Raw genomic sequence first — 16898 nt, 5'->3', positions numbered from 1 at the left:
CCTTCCTCAACCCTGGGCTCGATCATGAGCCTCGAAGTCCACACCTTGCCGCCGGAGGCGACTCTGCAGCAGGCTGTGCGAAAGATGTCGGACGAGCAGATATCCTGCGTCATCGTCCTCGCCGAGGGGATTCCGGTCGGCATCGTGACCGAAAGCAACATTGTTTGCGCCTTTCACGCCCGTACGCCAGGCGACACGCCGGTCGGCACGATCATGTCCCAACCGTTGATCAGCGCGCCCGTCGATCTCGACCTGGTCAGCGCCCGACGGCTGACCGAGGAAAAGAAGATCCGCCACCTGGTTGTCCTCGATGAAACCGGAGCGATAGCCGGGATCGTCAGCGACACCGACTTCCGCATGTACCTGGGTAGCTCGGCTTTCCGGCATGTGCGTACGCTGGCAGGCATCATGGATCACGAAGTGCCGCATCTCCCTCCCGAGGCGGCACTCGACAAGGCCATCGCCCAGATGATCGAACAGGGCGCCGACTATCTGATCGTCAGCGAAGGCGACATGCCGATCGGCATCCTGACCGAGCGGGATATCCCGCGCCTGCTCGCGCAGCACGATGCCCCCCAGGTCCTGACCCTGCGCGAAACGATGAGTGCGCCGCTGCGCAGCGTGTCAGTCGACATGTCGGTGACGGGCGCCATGGAAGCAATGACCCGTTTCCGGCTGCGACACATGGTCGTGCTGAGCAAGTCCGGTCAGATCGCCGGTGTGGTCAACCAGCGACGCCTGCTTGAGCAACTGGCCCTGGAGCGGATGGAACACGCCCTGCAGCAGGCGCAGCAGGAACGCGACCTCCTTCGCCTGGAAGCCCACCTGCAGATGGCGCTCGATGGCGGGGGCGCCGGAAGCTGGGAGTACCAGCACGACATCGACCGCTACCAGCTGAGCCGGGGCGTGCTGCGCATACTGGGGTGCGCGGCCGGCGCCGCACCGCGAACGCTGGCAGCCTGGATGGACCGCGTTCATCCGGACGACCGGGAGGCGCTGGACAGCGCTTGCCTGTCAGCCGCGCAAGGCACGACCGAAGCCCAGTGCCTTGAATACCGCGTGCGGCACGACGATGGGCATTGGCTATGGATCGAGGACCGGCGTTGCGTCACCGAACGCCTGTCGGATGGAAGCCCGCGCCTGACGGCCGGGGTCGTCAACGACATCACTGCACGCCAGAACGACAAGGACAAGATCGACCGCCAGAATCGCGCGCTGCGCCTGATGAACGCCGTTTCCCAGGCGCTTGTCCGCCACCACGACCAGCCGGGAATGCTGGCCGATGTCTGCACCATCATTGTCGAAACCGGCGGCTACCAGCTGGCCTGGGTTGGCGAAGCGATGCACGACCCGGCCAGAGGCATCCTGCCGCTCGCCCACTCCGGCAACCATAGGCCCGATCTCCTCAATCTGAACGCCACCTGGGCCGATGAATGGAACGGCCAGGGAACCATCGGCCGGGCCATACGGCATGGCCGCCCCTTCGTCGCCCGGGACATCGATCCGGACCCTGCGCTGGCGCGCTGGCGGGAGATAGCCAAGGCTGGCGGCACCCGTTCGTCGATCAGTTTGCCGCTCTGGATCGACGGCAAGGTATTCGGGAGCCTGAACCTCGACGCCTCGGCTAGCGATGCCTTCGACGACGAAGAGGTGGCGCTGTTGGCACACATCGCCAGCGAAATCGAACTCGGCATTGCCATGCAGCGTTCGCGCCGCACCCTGGCGCACAGCGAAGCAATGCTGCTGGAAGCCCAGCGCCTGGCCCGGATCGGCCATTTCACATTCGAAGCGGACCGGGACGTGCTGATCGGCTCGCCGACGCACAACGAGATACTCGGCATCGCCCCGGGCGAAGCGCTGGACACCCGCGGCTGGCTGGCGCTGGTTCACCCGGACGATCGCGAACAGGTTGCCGAGTACTCGCGCGACCACGTCTTCCGCAATCGCCAACCCTTCGATTCGGAATACCGGACCATCCGTCGCGACAGCGGCGAAGAGCGCTGGATACACACGGCCGGCCAACTGCTCATCGGGACCGATGGCCGGGTCAGCCGGCTCTTCGGCACCAGCCAGGACATCACCGAGCGCAAGCAGTTCGAGCAACGACTGAGCCAGAACGAGGCAGCGCTGCGCGAAGCGCAGGCCATCGCCCATCTGGGCAGCTGGACACTGGATATTGCGAACGACCGGCTGAGCTGGAGCGACGAGGTATACCGGATTTTCGGGCGGACTCAGGGCGAACCCCTGAAGCTGGCCGACTTCGTCAATTGCATCCACGCCGACGACCGCCAGCGCGTCCTTGCCGACTGGCAGAAAGCCTTGCGCGGAGAACCCTACGACAGCGAACACCGCATCCTGACAGCCCACTCGATCCGCTGGGTTCGCGAGCGCGCCAACATCCGGTTCGACGAATCCGGCAATGCCCTGTCGGCCGTCGGTACGGTCCAGGACATCACCGAACGGCGCGAAGCGGAAGAGCAACTGCGCAAGCTCTCCCTGGCCATGGAGCAGAGTCCGCACAGCATCATCATCACCAACACGCAGGCCGAGATCGAGTACGTCAACGAAGCCTTTGTCCGGAATACCGGCTACACGCGGGACGAAGTCATCGGCCGGAACCCCCGACTGCTCAACCCCGGCACGCTGGAGGCAGCGCCGCCGGCCGAGCTCTGGACAACGCTGCAGCGTGGCGAGGTCTGGCATGGCGAGTTCATCAATCGACGCAAGGATGGGTCGATTTTCGAGGAAATGGCGATCATTTCGCCGGTTCGCCAGCCGGATGGTCGGATAACGCACTACCTCGCCATCAAGGAAGACATCACCGAGAAGAAACGCATCCAGTCCGAACTCGAAACCTATCGCCAGCACCTCGAACAGCTGGTCGACGAACGGACCGAAGAGCTGATGCGTGCCAAGAACGAGGCCGAATCGGCGAGCCGCGCCAAGAGCACCTTCCTGGCCAACATGAGCCATGAAATCCGCACCCCGATGAACGCCATCATCGGCCTGACCTATCTCGCGCAGCGCAACACCCACGACAAGGAACAATACGAGCGCCTGAGCAAGGTTGGCGATGCGGCCCAGCATCTGCTGGCCATCATCAACGACATCCTCGACCTGTCGAAGATCGAAGCCGACAAGCTGGTTCTCGAAGACAGCGATTTCTCCCTCGATGACGTCTGCAAGCGGACCTGCGAACTGGTTGCGACACGCGCCGAAGCCAAGCACCTGCCCCTCATCCACCAAGTCGACCCGGCCATTCCCGCCGTCGTGCGGGGAGACTCGATGCGGGTTCAGCAAATCCTGATCAACTTCCTGTCGAATGCCATCAAATTCACGGAACAAGGACGGATAGAGCTGCGTACCAGCCTTCTCGAGGAAGACACGGATGAGGTGTTGATTCGTTGCGAAGTCAGCGATACAGGCATCGGCATCACGGCGGAGCATCTGTCCCGGCTGTTTCAGCCCTTCGAACAGGGCGACACCTCGACCACCCGCCGCTACGGCGGAACAGGGCTGGGCCTGGCCATCAGCAAAAGGCTGGCGGCGGCCATGCATGGCGATATCGGTGTCGAAAGTGAGCCGGGCAAAGGCAGCACCTTCTGGTTCACGGCACGCCTGAAACGCGGCACCGAAAACCGGCAAAGACCGCAGATCGCAACGATGCCACCCGCCCACCACCAGCAGGGCGCCCGGGTACTCCTGGCCGAAGACAACGTCATCAATGCCGAAGTGGCCTGCGACATGCTGGAAGGTGCCGGACTCGTCGTCGACCTGGCCCGCGACGGCGCCGAAGCGGTCGACTGCGCCCTCCGTGGCACCTACGACCTGGTGCTGATGGATATGCAGATGCCCGTCATGGACGGCCTCGAGGCCACCCGGCAGATACGCCTGCTCCCCGGCTGGCAACAGGTGCCCATTCTGGCCATGACCGCCAACGCCTTCGACGAAGACCGCGATATCTGCATGACAGCCGGCATGAATGACCATATCGCCAAGCCGGTCGCCCCCGACGTCCTCTATGCCACCCTCGCCCGCTGGCTGCCCATCCGCAAGCCGGCTGCGGCCGTCCAGGGAACGCCGGAACAGATCACCGTCCTCGCCGGCATTGTCGGGCTGGACAGCAACCTCGGCCTGCGGGCCGTACGCGGCCGTGTAGACTCTTATATCCGCCTGCTCGGCAAGTTTACCGAAACCCACGGCCACGACTTCACCCGCATCCGCGAACAACTGGCCGATGGCAACCTCGACGAGGCGAGGCGACTGGCCCATTCGCTCAAGGGGGTTTCCGCAACCCTCGGTGCGCTCCAAGTCAACCGTGCCGCGCTGACCCTCGAAATGTCCATCAAGGAAGGTCGCGACCTGCTCGAGCTGCTACCCCTCGTCGAGCGTGCGGAATCCGCTTATCAGGCTCTGCAGGAACAACTGTCGACCCTTCACGAAAATGCCGGCACGACAGGGCCGGCCGTGGACGACGAGGCCATCCGGAACGTGCTCGAACACATCCGCCGCGAACTGCAACAAGGCGAAATGAGCGTCCAGGACAGGGTCAGGCAGGAAGCGAGCCTTCTCAAGCAAGCCTTCGGGGTTCACCATGCGCAGTTCGAGAGCCTGGTCTCCTCCTTCGATTTCGAGGCGGCACTCGATTATCTGGACCGTTACGGCCCAAAGACGCCTTAATCCCTGCGCTGCAGCCACCCCAGCATGCCCCGGGCAGCCACTTGCCCGCTGGCGAAACACGCCGTCAGCAGATAACCGCCGGTCGGTGCCTCCCAGTCGAGCATCTCGCCGGCACAAAACACCCCGGGCATCTCGCGCAGCATCAGGTCGGCGTCGAGCGCCGCGAAACTGACGCCGCCGGCCGAGCTGATCGCCTCGTCGAGCGGACGGGTAGCCGTCACGGGCAGTGGCAGATTCTTGATCGCGGCGGCCAGCGCCGATGCCGACGCCAGCGTTTCGGGTGTGCACAACTCGCGCAGCAGCGCCGCCTTGACGCCTTCGATCCCGGCTCTGCGGCGCAGATGGTTGGCCAGAGAATCGCGACCGCGCGGCCTGGCCAGGTCCGTAGCCAAGCGATCCCGAGTACGCCCCGGCGCCAGATCCAGATGCAGTAGCGCCCGGCCGTCGCGCGCCAGCGCATCGCGCAGGTCGGCCGCCAGCGCGTAGATCAAACCGCCTTCAAGGCCGCTGCCGGTAATGTTGAACTCGCCCTGCCGGGTCTGTTCGCCCGCCGTCGCCACCACCGGTTTGACCGCCTGCCCGGCATGACGCTCGCGGAAATGCGGCGACCAGTCGACATCGAATCCGCAGTTGGCCGGCTTGAGCGTTTCCACCGGGATGCCGGCGTCGCGCAGCACGGGCACCCAGGTGCCGTCCGAACCGAGCTTGGCCCAACTGCCGCCGCCGAGGGCGAGCAGTACGGCATCTGCGGCGACGGCCAGTTCGCCGGCCGGGGTGGCGAAGCGCAGCTGCCCGTCGTGCCAGCCCAGCCAGCGATGACGCACGTGGATATGCACCCCCTGCCCGCGCAAGCGGTGCAACCAGGCGCGCAGCAGTGGCGCCGCTTTCATCTCGGTGGGAAAAACCCGGCCGGAGGTGCCAATGAACGTATCGATGCCCAGGCCATGTATCCAGTCGCGCAAAGCCGTCGGCCCGAAGACCGACAGCCAGGGCGCAACCACCCCGGCGCGCGCGCCGTAGCGCCCGACAAAATCGGCCAGCGGTTCGGAATGGGTGATGTTCATTCCGCCCTTGCCGGCCATCAGGAACTTCCGGCCGACCGAGGGCATGGCATCGTAGACATCGACCTGCAGACTGCCGTCGGCCGACAGCACGTCGGCCGACAGCACGTCGGCCGCCATCAGGCCGGCCGGGCCGCCTCCGACGATGGCGATGCGCCGACGCGTCACGCCCGGGCTCCCCGGCCTTCGATCGCTGCCGAGAGCGCCTCCGGGATTTTCTCCTCGCCGATCGGGAAGACGGTGACGGCCACCTCGGGTTCGGCCCCGCCGCCGCCCAGGATGATGCCGCGCAGCGGCGATATGTCGGAGAAATCCCGCCCGAAGGAGAGCGTAATGTGCTCGGTGTCGGGCAGCAGGTTGTTGGTCGGATCGAAATCGACCCAGCCGGTCGCGCTGCCCGGCGCATAGACCGACACCCAGGCATGCGAAGCATCGGCACCGATCAGGCGGGGCTTGCCGGGGGGCGGCCGGGTCAGCAGGTAGCCGCTGACGTAACGGGCAGCCAGTCCCATCGCGCGCAGGCAGGCGATCATCAGGTGGGCGAAGTCCTGGCAGACGCCGCGCTTGTTTTCCAGCACCTCAAGGACCGGCGTGGACACGGTCGTCGCTTCCGGATCGAAGGTGAATTCACTGAATATCTTGGCCATCAGGGCCTGTACACCGAGCAGCAGCGGCCGCTCCGGCGGGAAGCAGTCGGCCGCGTAGTCGGCCAGTTCGTGCTTGACGCGGACATGCGGGCTCTCGAACAGGAAACGCGCGGCATCGAGCGCTTCGGCAGACGGGCTGCTCGAGTCGTAGGCCAGGAGATCGCGCACGTCCTCCCACGGCGGCGAGTCGTCCAGGGCATCCGGCAGGTGGGGTTCGACGGCGATGGTCATCACCGAACGGATGAGCAGGCGGTCGTGCGGCGCGTGGAAAGCGACCCAGGTGACCGGGTTGCCAAAAGCGTCGAGGCCGTCGCGCCGCCAGCTTGGCGTCGGCTCGATGTCGACGCATTGCTCCTCGACCTGCTGCCAGGCGAGGATGCGTGGCGACAGATGCAATTGCTGCTGCGACAGCGCCACCGGGCTGCCGTAGTCGTAGCGGGTTTCGTGCAGGACGTGATAGCGAACGGCGGGCATAGGCTTTAGAGCGCCATGGTCTGCCGGCTGACGTCGCCGACGTGGGTGAAGTAGCGCATGCCCAACCAGTCAGACAACTGATTGGCGGCCAGGTCGAGCTCGTGCAGCAGTGCGGCGAGTTCGATGCACGGGGCGCTGCGGTGACTGCGGCTGAACGGCAGATGCTCCAGCTTCCCGAGATCGAAGGCACGCAGCCGTTCGACCACCCCGGCCAGGTCGCCGTCGAAATCGGCCTCCAGTTCGCGGGTCATGCGGTCGAGATAGCGCATCAGGACGTTGGCCTGGAACAGCACGCCGTGCGGATTGCTGTCGTCGAAAACCAGCAGATCGACCACCGGCAGCAACTCCGGCGCGCGGGAATAGCGCGAGCGGTAGGTGATGATCGAATCCATCAGGTCGAGCAGCCATTCGAGCGATTCCGGGCCGTCTGCCGATTCCATGGTCAGGAAATGGGCCATGGACTGCGCCAGGAAAGCCAGGCGCTCCAGGCGGCGGCCGATGATCAGGAAACGCCAGCCGTCGTCGCGCGTCATGTTGTCCATGGCGAAGCCGGTCAGCGACGACGAGACGCCGAGCACGCGGTCGAGAAAGGCGATGGCCTCGGTCAGCGTCGGATGTTTCTTCAGCGCCGACTGCTGGTCGCGCTGCAGGCTGTTCAGCGAATGCCAGTGGTCGAGCGACAGGCGTTCGCGGACATGGGTCGCCGCCCACATCAGGCTGCGGATGTTGCCGGCCAGGCTGCCCGGCTGCTCTGGATCGTAGATGGCTTCGAGCAGCACATGTTCGCTGCCGTCCTTGACCGGGCTGTCCTCGTCCGGCTCCGGCAGAACGCCGACCCGCCGCGCCAGCTCCATGGCGGCGGCGACTGCCGGCGTCTTGCCGCCGCCGGCGACCACGACGCGCCCGAGCGCAACGCGCAGCATGCGGGCGCTGTCGTCGAAACGCTCCGAATAGCGGCCGAGCCAGAACAGGTTTTCGACGACACGCGACGACAGGTTGGCGCCGGCGCGGATCAGGTCGCGCACACCGACGGAGGGCTTGAGCAGCGAGAAATCGCTGACCGGACCATTGGTCAGCACCCAGGTATCCTTCGAAGCGCCGCCGCGCTGCATCGAGATGATGCGCGTGTTGCCGGCAGTGCCGACCCGGGCCAGTCCGCCCGGCATCACCGAATAACCGTCCGGCGTCGTCACCGCGTAGGCACGCATGCCGACCGGCCTAGCCAGCAGCCGGCGTTCGTGGGCGCGGCTCCAGGTCGGTGCCTGCGACAGCTGGACCATCTCCTGCGCCACGTAGGCATGCGGCCGGGCTTCGATGCGGCGCAGCATGTCGGCACGCTCCTCACCCTTCAACTCGTGGCCGAACACCGGGTCCATGCGCTGCGTCGGGTAGGCCGGCTTGATGACCAGATCGTCGAAATGCTTTTTGACGTAGTCCAGCGCCGGCTTCTCGCCGCACCACCAGGTGGCGATCGACGGCATCAGCAGTTTTTCGCCGAGCAGGCGCTCGCAGATGGCCGGCAGGAAGCCCATCAGGGCGCCGGAACCGAGCAGGCCGCTGCCCAGCGCATTGGCGATGACCACCCGACCGGCCCGCGCCACGTTGAGCAGGCCGGGAATGCCGAGCGCCGATTCGCCGCGCAGTTCGAGCGGGTCGCAATAACTGTCGTCCTGCCGGCGCAGGATGACATGCACCCGCTTCAGGCCGCGCAGGGTCTTCAGGTAGACGGTGTCGCCGCGCACCGTCAGATCCTGTCCCTCGACCAGCGGGTAGCCGAGGTAGCGCGCCAGGTAGGCATGTTCGAAATAGGTTTCGTTGTACGGCCCGGGCGTCAGCAGCACGATATGCGGCTGCTCGTCGCCTTCCACCGGAGCCAGCCCGGTCAGGCCCTCCTGCTGGTCGCGGAAGAAACCGGCGACGTGCTGGACGCGCAGGTCGCGGAACATTTCGGGAAAGACGCGCGACACGATCAGGCGGTTTTCCAGGGCATAACCGGCTCCCGAGGGAGCCTGCGTGCGGTCGGCGATGACCCACCAGCGGCCGTTGGGCGAGCGGGCCAGATCGACGGCGTAATTGTGCAGCCAGACGCCACCCGGCGGCTTGATGCCGTGACAGGGCCACAGGTAACCGTGCTGGCCGTAGATCAGGGCCGGTGGCAGCAAGCCCTCGGCGAGCAGCGTTTGTTCGCCATACAGGTCGGCCAGCATGGCGTTGAGCAGTGCGGCACGCTGTGCCACCGCGGCAGACACCTCGGCCCATTCGTCCGGAGGAATGATCAGCGGCAGCGGGTCGAGTGCCCACGGCCGGTCGGCGCCATCGGGCGCGGCATAGACGTTGTAGGTGACGCCATTTTCGAGGATGCGGCGGTCGACGAACTCCAGGCGCTGGCGCATTTCTTCCGGCGCCACCGAATCGAGATGGCCGAAAAATTGCCGCCAATGCGGACGCACGTTACCGTCCGCCGACAACATTTCGTCGTAGCGGCGGGCACTCTGAGGGTAGATGGCGAGGAGCGTGCGGGCCATTGAGCCTTATCCGGCACAGTCGGGCCGGGAAGATCGTTCCTCCGGCCCGGATGTGCGCCTGGCGCGTTTATTCTGGGTCAAAAACGCCGCAAGTCTAGCGTAAACGGGTGCTCGGCGCTGGCTTCTACCGGTTTCGCCCGCACCGTTCCCGGCGTATGTCCAAAGCGGAAGAAGCGCGCCAGACGGCGGCTTTCAGCCTCGTAGGCATTGACCGGCAGGACATCGAAATTGCGGCCGCCCGGATGGGCGACATGGTACTGGCAGCCGCCCAGAGAGCGGTGCATCCAGGTATCGACGATATCGAACACCAGCGGCGCATGGACACCGATGGTCGGATGCAGGCAGGAAGCCGGCTGCCAGGCCCGGTAGCGTACGCCGGCGACGAATTCGCCGTTGATGCCGGTGGCGGTGAGCGGCACCGGCTCGCCATTGCAGGTCAGTACGTAGCGATCCGGCGCCATGCCCCTGACCTTGACCTGGACGCGCTCGACCGAGGAATCGACGTAGCGCACCGTGCCACCGACGCCCCCCTCCTCGCCCATGACGTGCCACGGTTCCAGCGCGTGGCGCAGTTCGAACTCGATGCCCTTGACGGCGAAATCGCCGTACTTCGGGAAGCGAAACTCAAAATGCGGAGCGAACCATTCCTGCTTGAAGGCGAAGCCGGCCTGCTGCATTTCCGCCATCACGTCGGCAAAATCCTGCGCCACGAAGTGCGGCAGCATGAAGCGGTCGTGCAGTTCGGTGCCCCAGCGTGCCAGACGCTGCGGCGCATACGGCTCGTCCCAGAAGCGGGCGATCAGGGCGCGCAACAGCAATTGCTGGGCGAGCGACATGCGGGCGTGCGGCGGCATTTCGAAGGCACGCAGTTCGAGCAGGCCGAGGCGGCCGGTCGGGCCGTCCGGCGAATACAGCTTGTCGATGCAGAACTCGGCGCGGTGGGTGTTGCCGGTCACGTCGATCAGCAGGTTGCGCAGCACGCGGTCGACCAGCCAGGGCGGGATCGAATTTGCCACACCGGCACCGGCCGCCGGAATCTGCCTGAAGGCGATTTCCATCTCGTACAGGCTGTCGTTGCGCGCCTCGTCGATACGCGGCGCCTGGCTGGTCGGGCCGATGAACAAACCGGAAAACAGGTAGGACAGGCTGGGATGGTTGTGCCAATAGGCGATCAGGCTACGCAGCAGATCCGGCCGGCGCAGGAAGGGGGAATCGTTGGGCGTGGCGCCGCCGAGCACGAAATGGTTGCCGCCACCGGTTCCGGTATGGCGGCCATCCATCATGAATTTCTCGGTGGTCAGGCGCGTGAAGTAGGCCGACTCGTAGAGGTGGGTGGTCTGGTCGACCAGTTGCTCCCAGGTTTTGGCCGGATGGATATTGACTTCGATGACACCGGGGTCCGGCGTGACGCGGAAATGGGTCAGGCGCGGGTCGGCTGGCGGCTCGTAGCCTTCCAGGATCACCGGGATCTGCATTTCCTCGGCCGTCGCTTCGACGGCGGCGACGACTTCGAGGTAGTCCTCCAGCCTCTGCGTCGGCGGCATGAAGATGTACAGCTTGCCGTCGCGCGGTTCGGCGCACATGGCGAGGCGGGTTACCCAGGCCGCCGACTCCTTGAAGCCGGGCACGGTATCGGTCGGCTTTTCCCACGGATGCCCCTTGCCGTCCGGCCCGTCCCGGCCAAAGGGCGGCGCCTGCAGGCGCATCCGGGCGGAGGCGGGCCTCCGGCCGGGCCGCTGCCCCATGGCTGCCGCCATGTACTCGGCGTGGCTGGCCAGCGGTGCCTGCGCCATCTCGGCATCTTGCGGATTGACGTAGGGATAGTCGCTTTTCGCCGTCCACGGTTGCGAATCGAGCGGCAGGCGATAGCCGAGAGCCGAATCGCCGGGGAACAGGTAGCAGCGTTCGCTGCGCAGGAACCACGGTCCGGTCTGCCAACCGTCGTGGGCATTCTTCATGATCGGCAGCACGTAGCCGACGGTGTGGGTCATGCCCTGCGTGAACACCTTCATCAGCCGTTCGCGTTCCAGCGGATCGTCGACCCGCGAATCGAAGGGATCGACGTTGCCCGGCAGGCGGCGCTCGCGCCACAGGTAGTAATAGACGTCCTCGTAAGCCGGGAAGACATGCTCCGCCGTCACCCCCAGACGCTCGGCAACGCGCTTCAGAAACCGGCCGGCCTGCTCGGCCGTGGCACCGTAGTCCTTCCGTTCGTCGGCATAAAGCGACGGCGCATTCCAGATCGGCTCGCCATCCTTGCGCCAGAAGCAGTTCAGCGACCAGCGCGGTAACTGCTCACCGGGGTACCACTTGCCCTGACCGAAGTGCATCAGGCCATTCGGGGCATATTTTTCACGTAGCCGATGGAACAGTTCGGCCGCATAGAAGCGCTTGGTCGGCCCGAGCGCGGCGGTGTTCCACTCGTCCCCATCCGGATCGTCGCTGGCCACGAAGGTCGGCTCGCCGCCCTGGGTCAGGCGCACGTCCATATCCTGCAACCGGGTGTCGATGGCATGGCCGAGGTCTTCGATTTCGGCCCACTGTTCATCGGTGTAGGGCTTGGTGACGCGCGGCGCTTCCCAAACGCGGGTGACCTGCATGTGGTGCGAGAACTCGGTTTCGCACTCGTCGATGCCACCGGTCACCGGGGCAGCCGAGGCCGGTTCCGGCGTGCAGGCCAGCGGGATATGGCCTTCGCCGGCGAACAGGCCGGACGTCGGGTCGAGGCCGATCCAGCCGGCGCCCGGCAGATAGACCTCGGCCCAGGCATGCAGGTCGGTGAAATCGGCGTCCGGACCGGACGGCCCGTCAAGCGACTTGAGGTCCGGCGTCAGCTGGATCAGGTAGCCGGAGACGAAGCGGGCGGCCAGGCCGAGGTGACGCAGGATCTGCACCAGCAGCCAGGCCGAGTCGCGACAGGAACCGGTCTTCCTGGTCAGCGTTTCCTCGGGCATCTGTACCCCTGGCTCCATCCGGATGGTGTAGCCGATGTCACGCTGTACCTGGGCGTTCAGCGCGACCAAGAAATCGACGCTGCGCTTCTTTTCCCGCGAAATGCCCGCCACGTATTGGTCGAACAGCGCTCCACCGGCGACCTTGTACAGATAAGGCGTCAGTTCGTGGCGCTGCCAGTCTTCGTACCGGAAGGGAAACTCCTCGGCATGCGGCTCCAGGAAGAAGTCAAAAGGATTGATGACCGACATCTCGGCCACCAGATCGACTTCGAAACGGAACTGGCGAGTCTTTTCCGGGAACACCAGGCGAGCCAGGTAATTGCCCTGTGGGTCCTGCTGCCAGTTGATGAAATGGGTTTCCGGCGTGATCTTCAGGGAATATGACAGAATGCGGGTCCGGGAATGCGGGCAGGGACGCAGACGAATGATCTGCGGACCCAGATTGACCAGGCGGTCATAGGAATAGTGCGTGACGTGATTGAGGGCGACGTGAATGGACACTTGCGGCTCCGGACAGAATGACTGACTGGTAAAAAGCAAAAGGCGAACCATCCCGGAAACCCGTGGTTTGTCCCGATTCGGATGCTGCCATGCACTTCATGAAAGCCCGATGACGCCGCAACGCACCAAACGGGGGCGAATCGACCCCGCTGACGACGCCGTATTTCCAGGCAAGGCTTGCGTCCCTTGAGCACCATCCGAAAGCAATTTTGCTGCAGTGCACAATTTATGCAGAAAGTGCTCTATACTGGCGCTGATTTCATTCATTACCCCATCTAGGAACCGCCATGACCATCAATGCCGAACAGTTCGCCGCCGCCAACAAGGCCACCGTAGACTCCCTGCTGGCCGTCGCCAATACCGCCCTCGCCTCTGCCGAGCGTATCGCCGCCCTGAACCTGAACACCGCCCGCAGCGCCCTGGAAGACACCGCCTCCGGCGTCCAGACCGTGCTCACCGCCAAGGATCCGCAAGCCGCTTTCGCCGCCCAGAAGTCGCTGGCCCAGCCGGCCGTCGACAAGGCCGTCGCCTACGGCAAGTCGGTCTACGAAATCACCAGCCAGACCCAGCAGGAACTGGCCAAGATGGTCGAAGCCCAGTTCGGCGAATTCCAGAAGTCCGTCACCAAGATGGTCGACCTGGCCGCCAAGTCTGCTCCGGTCGGTTCCGAAGGCGCCGTGGCCGCCATCCAGAGCGCCGTTGCTGCCGCCAACTCGGCCTTTGGCAACATGAATGCCGTGGCCAAGCAGTTTGCCGACGCCACCCAGGCCAACATCGCCGCAATGACCAAGCGCTAAGATCAGGTCTCAGCCGAAAAAAAGGCCCTGCGTTACCCGCAGGGCCTTTTTTCTGGTAAAAAGCCGAGCCATTGAAATGCAGGGAGAGCAACGCATGTCTGAGCAGGACATCGACCAACAAGCCGAACGCATGCTGGAAGCGGCGCTGGGCGGCATGACGCCGCATGAGGCCTTGCTGGAAGCATCGCGCGCCGAGAGCGCCGACGTCGATGCGCGTGCCGCGGCTATCGCGAAGAACCGCGAACGGGCGCAGAAATTGCTGGAAGCGATCGAGAAGTCGCTGGGCTGACCTGCCCGGCTGCGTCAGGACGACGACGAACCGTCGTCGTCTCCATTTCGCCGCTGCATGAAGCGGCGGCAGGCCAAGCGCAGGAAATTCATCTGTTCGCGGAAGTTGCTGCAACCGCGACACATCGCCAGATGCACTTCGAGTTGCAGTTTCTCGCTCACGCTCAGCGGGCGATCCTGTGACTCCGACATCAAACGCGTCGCATCCTTGCAGGTCAACATGCGCTGACCCCAGGTGCAAACCAGCTCCCCTCCAGACAGCGGCGCAAGCCGTTGCGGGCGCGATGCAGGATCACGTTGCAGTTGCTGACGGTAAGGCTCAATTCACGGCAGACTTCGTCCGTCTCGAATTCCAGGAACTCGCGCATCATGAAAACGCGGGCTGTCTTCTCCGGCAGATGATTGAGGCAGGTTTCGAAGACCTCCCAGAAACGCTCCTCGCGCAGCGTTTCGGCCGGGTCGCCCCAACCGAACGGGCGCGCTTCCGGCCGCCAGTGCGCGTTGTCCTTGAACAGCGCTTCAAAGGTCGCATCCATATCGGCCTCGTCGTCCCCCAGTGCGGATACGTTGGTCGTTCTCGACTGCACGCGGATCAAATCCACGATCTTGTTGCGCAGGATCGAGAACACCCAGGTTTTCAAGGCGGAGCGCCCGGAAAAACTGCGCTCCCCGGCCAGGGCGGCGACGAGCGCCTCCTGCACGGCGTCCTCCGCCAGGGCTGCATCGCGGAGTTGCAATTGGGCAAACTTCAGCATGTCGCGGCGGACTTCTGCGACGAATTGATCATCGATTAACAGTTTGTCGGACAAGGGAGGTCGATGTATTCAGGAGATTGGCAGGATTTTCGCTGCAACGCCGCCGAATCCAGGCATCGATCGACAATTTACCGGGGCCGAGCAGCAGCAGCGGCAACAGCATACCAATGAAAAGCGTCGGAAGCTTGAAATTTCCCTGCCCGTTGTCGGTAAAGACATAGCCTTGCATCAGCTCGCCGAAACTGCTCCACCCCTCCGGCCAATGCACGGCGGCGATGGCAACCACGGTCAGGACGATCAGCGAGATTGAAAAAAACCGGGTAGCCAGGCCGACGACCAGCGCGACACCGCCCGCCAGCTCAAACCAGGTAGCCATCTGCCAGCTGATTTCCGGTGGAACGACATTGAACGGGAAGGGAAAACGATCCTGGATGTCGGCAAACCAGTTGCTGCCGTGGAACTTTTCCAGGCCGGATTCGAAGAAATCCCAGCCGAGCAGGATGCGCAGGCTGAGCAGGCCGATCCACAAGCCCAGCAGATCGATGGTCTTGAGTGTTCGCAGCAGGCAGTGCTTCATGATTGACTCCCCAGGATGACACCTTGGCGCAGCAGGTCGCCGAACAGCCCGGCGCCGAAAACGAGCAGTTTTTGCGGATCGGGGTAATCGAGTTCGTCGGCCAGGCGCAGCAGGGCCTGCCTGCCGGTCGGTGCTTCGGCCGCGCGCAGGATATCGATCAGGTGTGCGGTAAGCGGCGTGATCTCCGAGAAGCGCACCTTGTCGTCGCCGTCGCGATAGACCAGCAGATGGGTCGGCTGTTGCTTGCGCGGGCGATAGTCCTCGCCGATCTGGTGGACCGGCCATGAATAGGCCAGATTCATCAAGACCGGATTCAGCACCACGACAGATTCCATCAGGTCACCCGCCGGATCGGCATCCGGCCATGGCACGTCGATCACGTCCGCCGCCAGTTCGACCCACTCGTAATGCGCCAGTTCGGGTAGCCAGCGGGGCAAGGGCTGAGCGATGCCGGCGTCGCCGAGATAGCTGACGAATTCACGGGGAATGTCGCGGAACCAGGGCGAGTGCATCGGCCAGTCGCGCAGGAAAGTACGGCACAGGCGACGCCAGCGCGCATCGCCCAGCAGTTGGCGGCAAACCGGGAAACAGCTATCGACGAAACCGCACAGGTTGTTGAATACCAGTTCGCGATAGACGCCAACCCGGCGTTCCGGCGTTCCGGCCGGACGCGGTACGTGATGCGGATCGCGCAGATGGCTCCCGAAGGCCCGCTGAAATTGCTGGAAATCCGCTTGCATCACGCCACCTGCCTTTCGGCATCGCGCATCTGCTTCTGCAGACGGGCAATCTGGCCAACCTCGGCCGCCAGTTGCGGCAGGCCGGGGATGTTGAAATCGCGCTCGAGGCAGGTGGGAATGTCGCTGCCGATACGCCGATAAGTCTCGGCCAGCAGCGACCAGACCGGATCGATCACCTCGGCGCCGTGCGTATCGACCAGCAAACCGTCCGCCTCGACATAGTGGCCGGCGACATGGATGTAGCAGGTACGCTCCAGCGGGAGCGCGTGCAGGAAGGCCACGGGATCGAAACCGAAGTTGCGGCTATTGACGTAGATGTTGTTCACGTCGAGATGCAGCAGGCAATCCGCCTCGCGAACGATGGCCGAGATGAATTCCGCCTCGCTCATCTCCGCCCCCGGCGGCGCCACGTAGTACGAAGCATTCTCGATGCCGATCCGGCAGCCGAGGATGTCCTGGGCCTGGCGGATGCGCCCGGCCGTCCAGCGCACGGCATCCTCGCTGAGCGGAATCGGCAGCAATTCGTAGAGATGGCTGTCGTCGGCGCACCAGGACAGGTGTTCGGTATAGAGACCGATCCCGTGCTCGGACATGAACGCCCTGATCTGCCGCAGCAGCGCCTCATCCAGCGGCGCCGGCCCGCCCAGCGACAGGGAAAGACCATGACAGACGAAGGGATGGCGCTCGGTGAAATAGCGCAGATCCCTGGCGGAGCGGCCGCCCATGCCGGCCCAGTTTTCCGGCGCCAGTTCGAAGAAATCGATACCGTCCGGAACGCCGTTCCGGAGCTCGTCAATCAGCTCCCGACGAAAGCCGAGTCCTGCGCCACCGAGGGGGCGATGATTCATGATGACTCCTTGTTGTCTCTCTGTCCGGGCCACGCCGCCCAACTGGCGGGC

The 16898-nt window shown here is 64.5% G+C and carries 12 protein-coding genes; 3 read left to right on the top strand and 9 right to left on the bottom strand.

Annotated features, from left to right (window positions below; all coding sequences use genetic code 11):
- Positions 1-24 precede the first annotated feature (24 nt).
- The gene (locus F1002_RS03945) at positions 25-4680 is read left to right on the top strand and encodes a PAS domain S-box protein (protein ID WP_191090295.1); all 4656 of its coding nucleotides are present in this window, start codon (positions 25-27) and stop codon (positions 4678-4680) included.
- On the opposite strand, the gene F1002_RS03940 is transcribed toward F1002_RS03945, so the two are convergent.
- The 4 genes from F1002_RS03940 to F1002_RS03925 form a co-directional block, all read right to left on the bottom strand.
- Positions 4677-5909 (bottom strand): TIGR03862 family flavoprotein, encoded by a 1233-nt coding sequence (locus tag F1002_RS03940; RefSeq protein WP_223879445.1) that lies wholly within the window; start codon positions 5907-5909, stop codon positions 4677-4679. The two genes, F1002_RS03945 and F1002_RS03940, sit on opposite strands and share 4 nt — an antisense overlap.
- Positions 5906-6862, bottom strand: a complete 957-nt coding sequence (locus tag F1002_RS03935; RefSeq protein ID WP_150427708.1) for a transglutaminase family protein — start codon at positions 6860-6862, stop codon at positions 5906-5908. Before F1002_RS03935 ends, F1002_RS03940 begins: the two co-directional genes overlap by 4 nt.
- A 5-nt stretch (positions 6863-6867) precedes the next feature.
- Positions 6868-9387 carry a circularly permuted type 2 ATP-grasp protein gene (locus F1002_RS03930; protein WP_150427707.1) on the bottom strand — a complete coding sequence of 840 codons (2520 nt, stop codon included), beginning with the start codon at positions 9385-9387 and terminating at the stop codon, positions 6868-6870.
- Between the two features lie 77 nt (positions 9388-9464).
- Positions 9465-12842, bottom strand: a complete 3378-nt coding sequence (locus tag F1002_RS03925; RefSeq protein ID WP_150427706.1) for a DUF2126 domain-containing protein — start codon at positions 12840-12842, stop codon at positions 9465-9467.
- Positions 12843-13129: 287 nt separating this feature from the next.
- On the opposite strand from F1002_RS03925, the gene F1002_RS03920 reads away from it, so the two are divergent.
- Both F1002_RS03920 and F1002_RS03915 read left to right on the top strand, forming a co-directional pair.
- Complete coding sequence (locus F1002_RS03920) at positions 13130-13639, top strand: phasin family protein (protein ID WP_150427705.1); 510 nt, start codon at positions 13130-13132, stop codon at positions 13637-13639.
- Between the two features lie 94 nt (positions 13640-13733).
- A complete protein-coding gene (locus tag F1002_RS03915; RefSeq protein ID WP_150427704.1) occupies positions 13734-13928 on the top strand; it encodes a hypothetical protein in 195 nt (64 codons plus the stop codon).
- 14 nt (positions 13929-13942) lie between these two features.
- Here the strand turns inward: F1002_RS03915 and F1002_RS03910 are convergent, their stop codons facing one another.
- Genes F1002_RS03910 through F1002_RS03890 form a run of 5 tightly spaced genes read right to left on the bottom strand, consistent with a single transcriptional unit; the run spans position 13943 to position 16847 of the window.
- Positions 13943-14149: a zf-HC2 domain-containing protein gene (locus F1002_RS03910; RefSeq protein ID WP_150427703.1), complete on the bottom strand. Its 207-nt coding sequence runs from the start codon at positions 14147-14149 to the stop codon at positions 13943-13945.
- A complete protein-coding gene (locus F1002_RS03905) occupies positions 14143-14736 on the bottom strand; it encodes a sigma-70 family RNA polymerase sigma factor (protein ID WP_223879444.1) in 594 nt (197 codons plus the stop codon). The genes F1002_RS03910 and F1002_RS03905 overlap by 7 nt, the downstream gene beginning before the upstream one ends.
- Positions 14711-15259, bottom strand: a complete 549-nt coding sequence (locus F1002_RS03900; RefSeq protein ID WP_150427701.1) for a DoxX family protein — start codon at positions 15257-15259, stop codon at positions 14711-14713. Before F1002_RS03900 ends, F1002_RS03905 begins: the two co-directional genes overlap by 26 nt.
- The gene (locus tag F1002_RS03895; protein WP_150427700.1) at positions 15256-15999 is read right to left on the bottom strand and encodes a DUF2063 domain-containing protein; all 744 of its coding nucleotides are present in this window, start codon (positions 15997-15999) and stop codon (positions 15256-15258) included. The genes F1002_RS03900 and F1002_RS03895 overlap by 4 nt, the downstream gene beginning before the upstream one ends.
- Positions 15999-16847 carry a DUF692 domain-containing protein gene (locus tag F1002_RS03890; protein WP_150427699.1) on the bottom strand — a complete coding sequence of 283 codons (849 nt, stop codon included), beginning with the start codon at positions 16845-16847 and terminating at the stop codon, positions 15999-16001. Before F1002_RS03890 ends, F1002_RS03895 begins: the two co-directional genes overlap by 1 nt.
- Positions 16848-16898 lie beyond the last annotated feature (51 nt).

The organism is Dechloromonas sp. CZR5, assembly GCF_008711155.1.
Lineage (GTDB): Bacteria > Pseudomonadota > Gammaproteobacteria > Burkholderiales > Rhodocyclaceae > Azonexus.
Note: the sequence above shows the minus strand (reverse complement) of the source record. Positions and strands in the feature narration are given on the sequence as shown.

What these genes read in the sequence shown, in the direction of transcription:
- F1002_RS03945 (WP_191090295.1), top strand. Translation starts at nt 25, where the DNA reads ATGAGCCTCGAAGTCCACACCTTGCCGCCGGAGGCGACTCTGCAGCAG.
- F1002_RS03930 (WP_150427707.1), bottom strand. Translation starts at nt 9,387, where the DNA reads ATGGCCCGCACGCTCCTCGCCATCTACCCTCAGAGTGCCCGCCGCTAC.
- F1002_RS03895 (WP_150427700.1), bottom strand. Translation starts at nt 15,999, where the DNA reads ATGCAAGCGGATTTCCAGCAATTTCAGCGGGCCTTCGGGAGCCATCTG.
- F1002_RS03915 (WP_150427704.1), top strand. Translation starts at nt 13,734, where the DNA reads ATGTCTGAGCAGGACATCGACCAACAAGCCGAACGCATGCTGGAAGCG.
- F1002_RS03910 (WP_150427703.1), bottom strand. Translation starts at nt 14,149, where the DNA reads ATGTTGACCTGCAAGGATGCGACGCGTTTGATGTCGGAGTCACAGGAT.
- F1002_RS03920 (WP_150427705.1), top strand. Translation starts at nt 13,130, where the DNA reads ATGACCATCAATGCCGAACAGTTCGCCGCCGCCAACAAGGCCACCGTA.
- F1002_RS03900 (WP_150427701.1), bottom strand. Translation starts at nt 15,259, where the DNA reads ATGAAGCACTGCCTGCTGCGAACACTCAAGACCATCGATCTGCTGGGC.
- F1002_RS03890 (WP_150427699.1), bottom strand. Translation starts at nt 16,847, where the DNA reads ATGAATCATCGCCCCCTCGGTGGCGCAGGACTCGGCTTTCGTCGGGAG.
- F1002_RS03935 (WP_150427708.1), bottom strand. Translation starts at nt 6,862, where the DNA reads ATGCCCGCCGTTCGCTATCACGTCCTGCACGAAACCCGCTACGACTAC.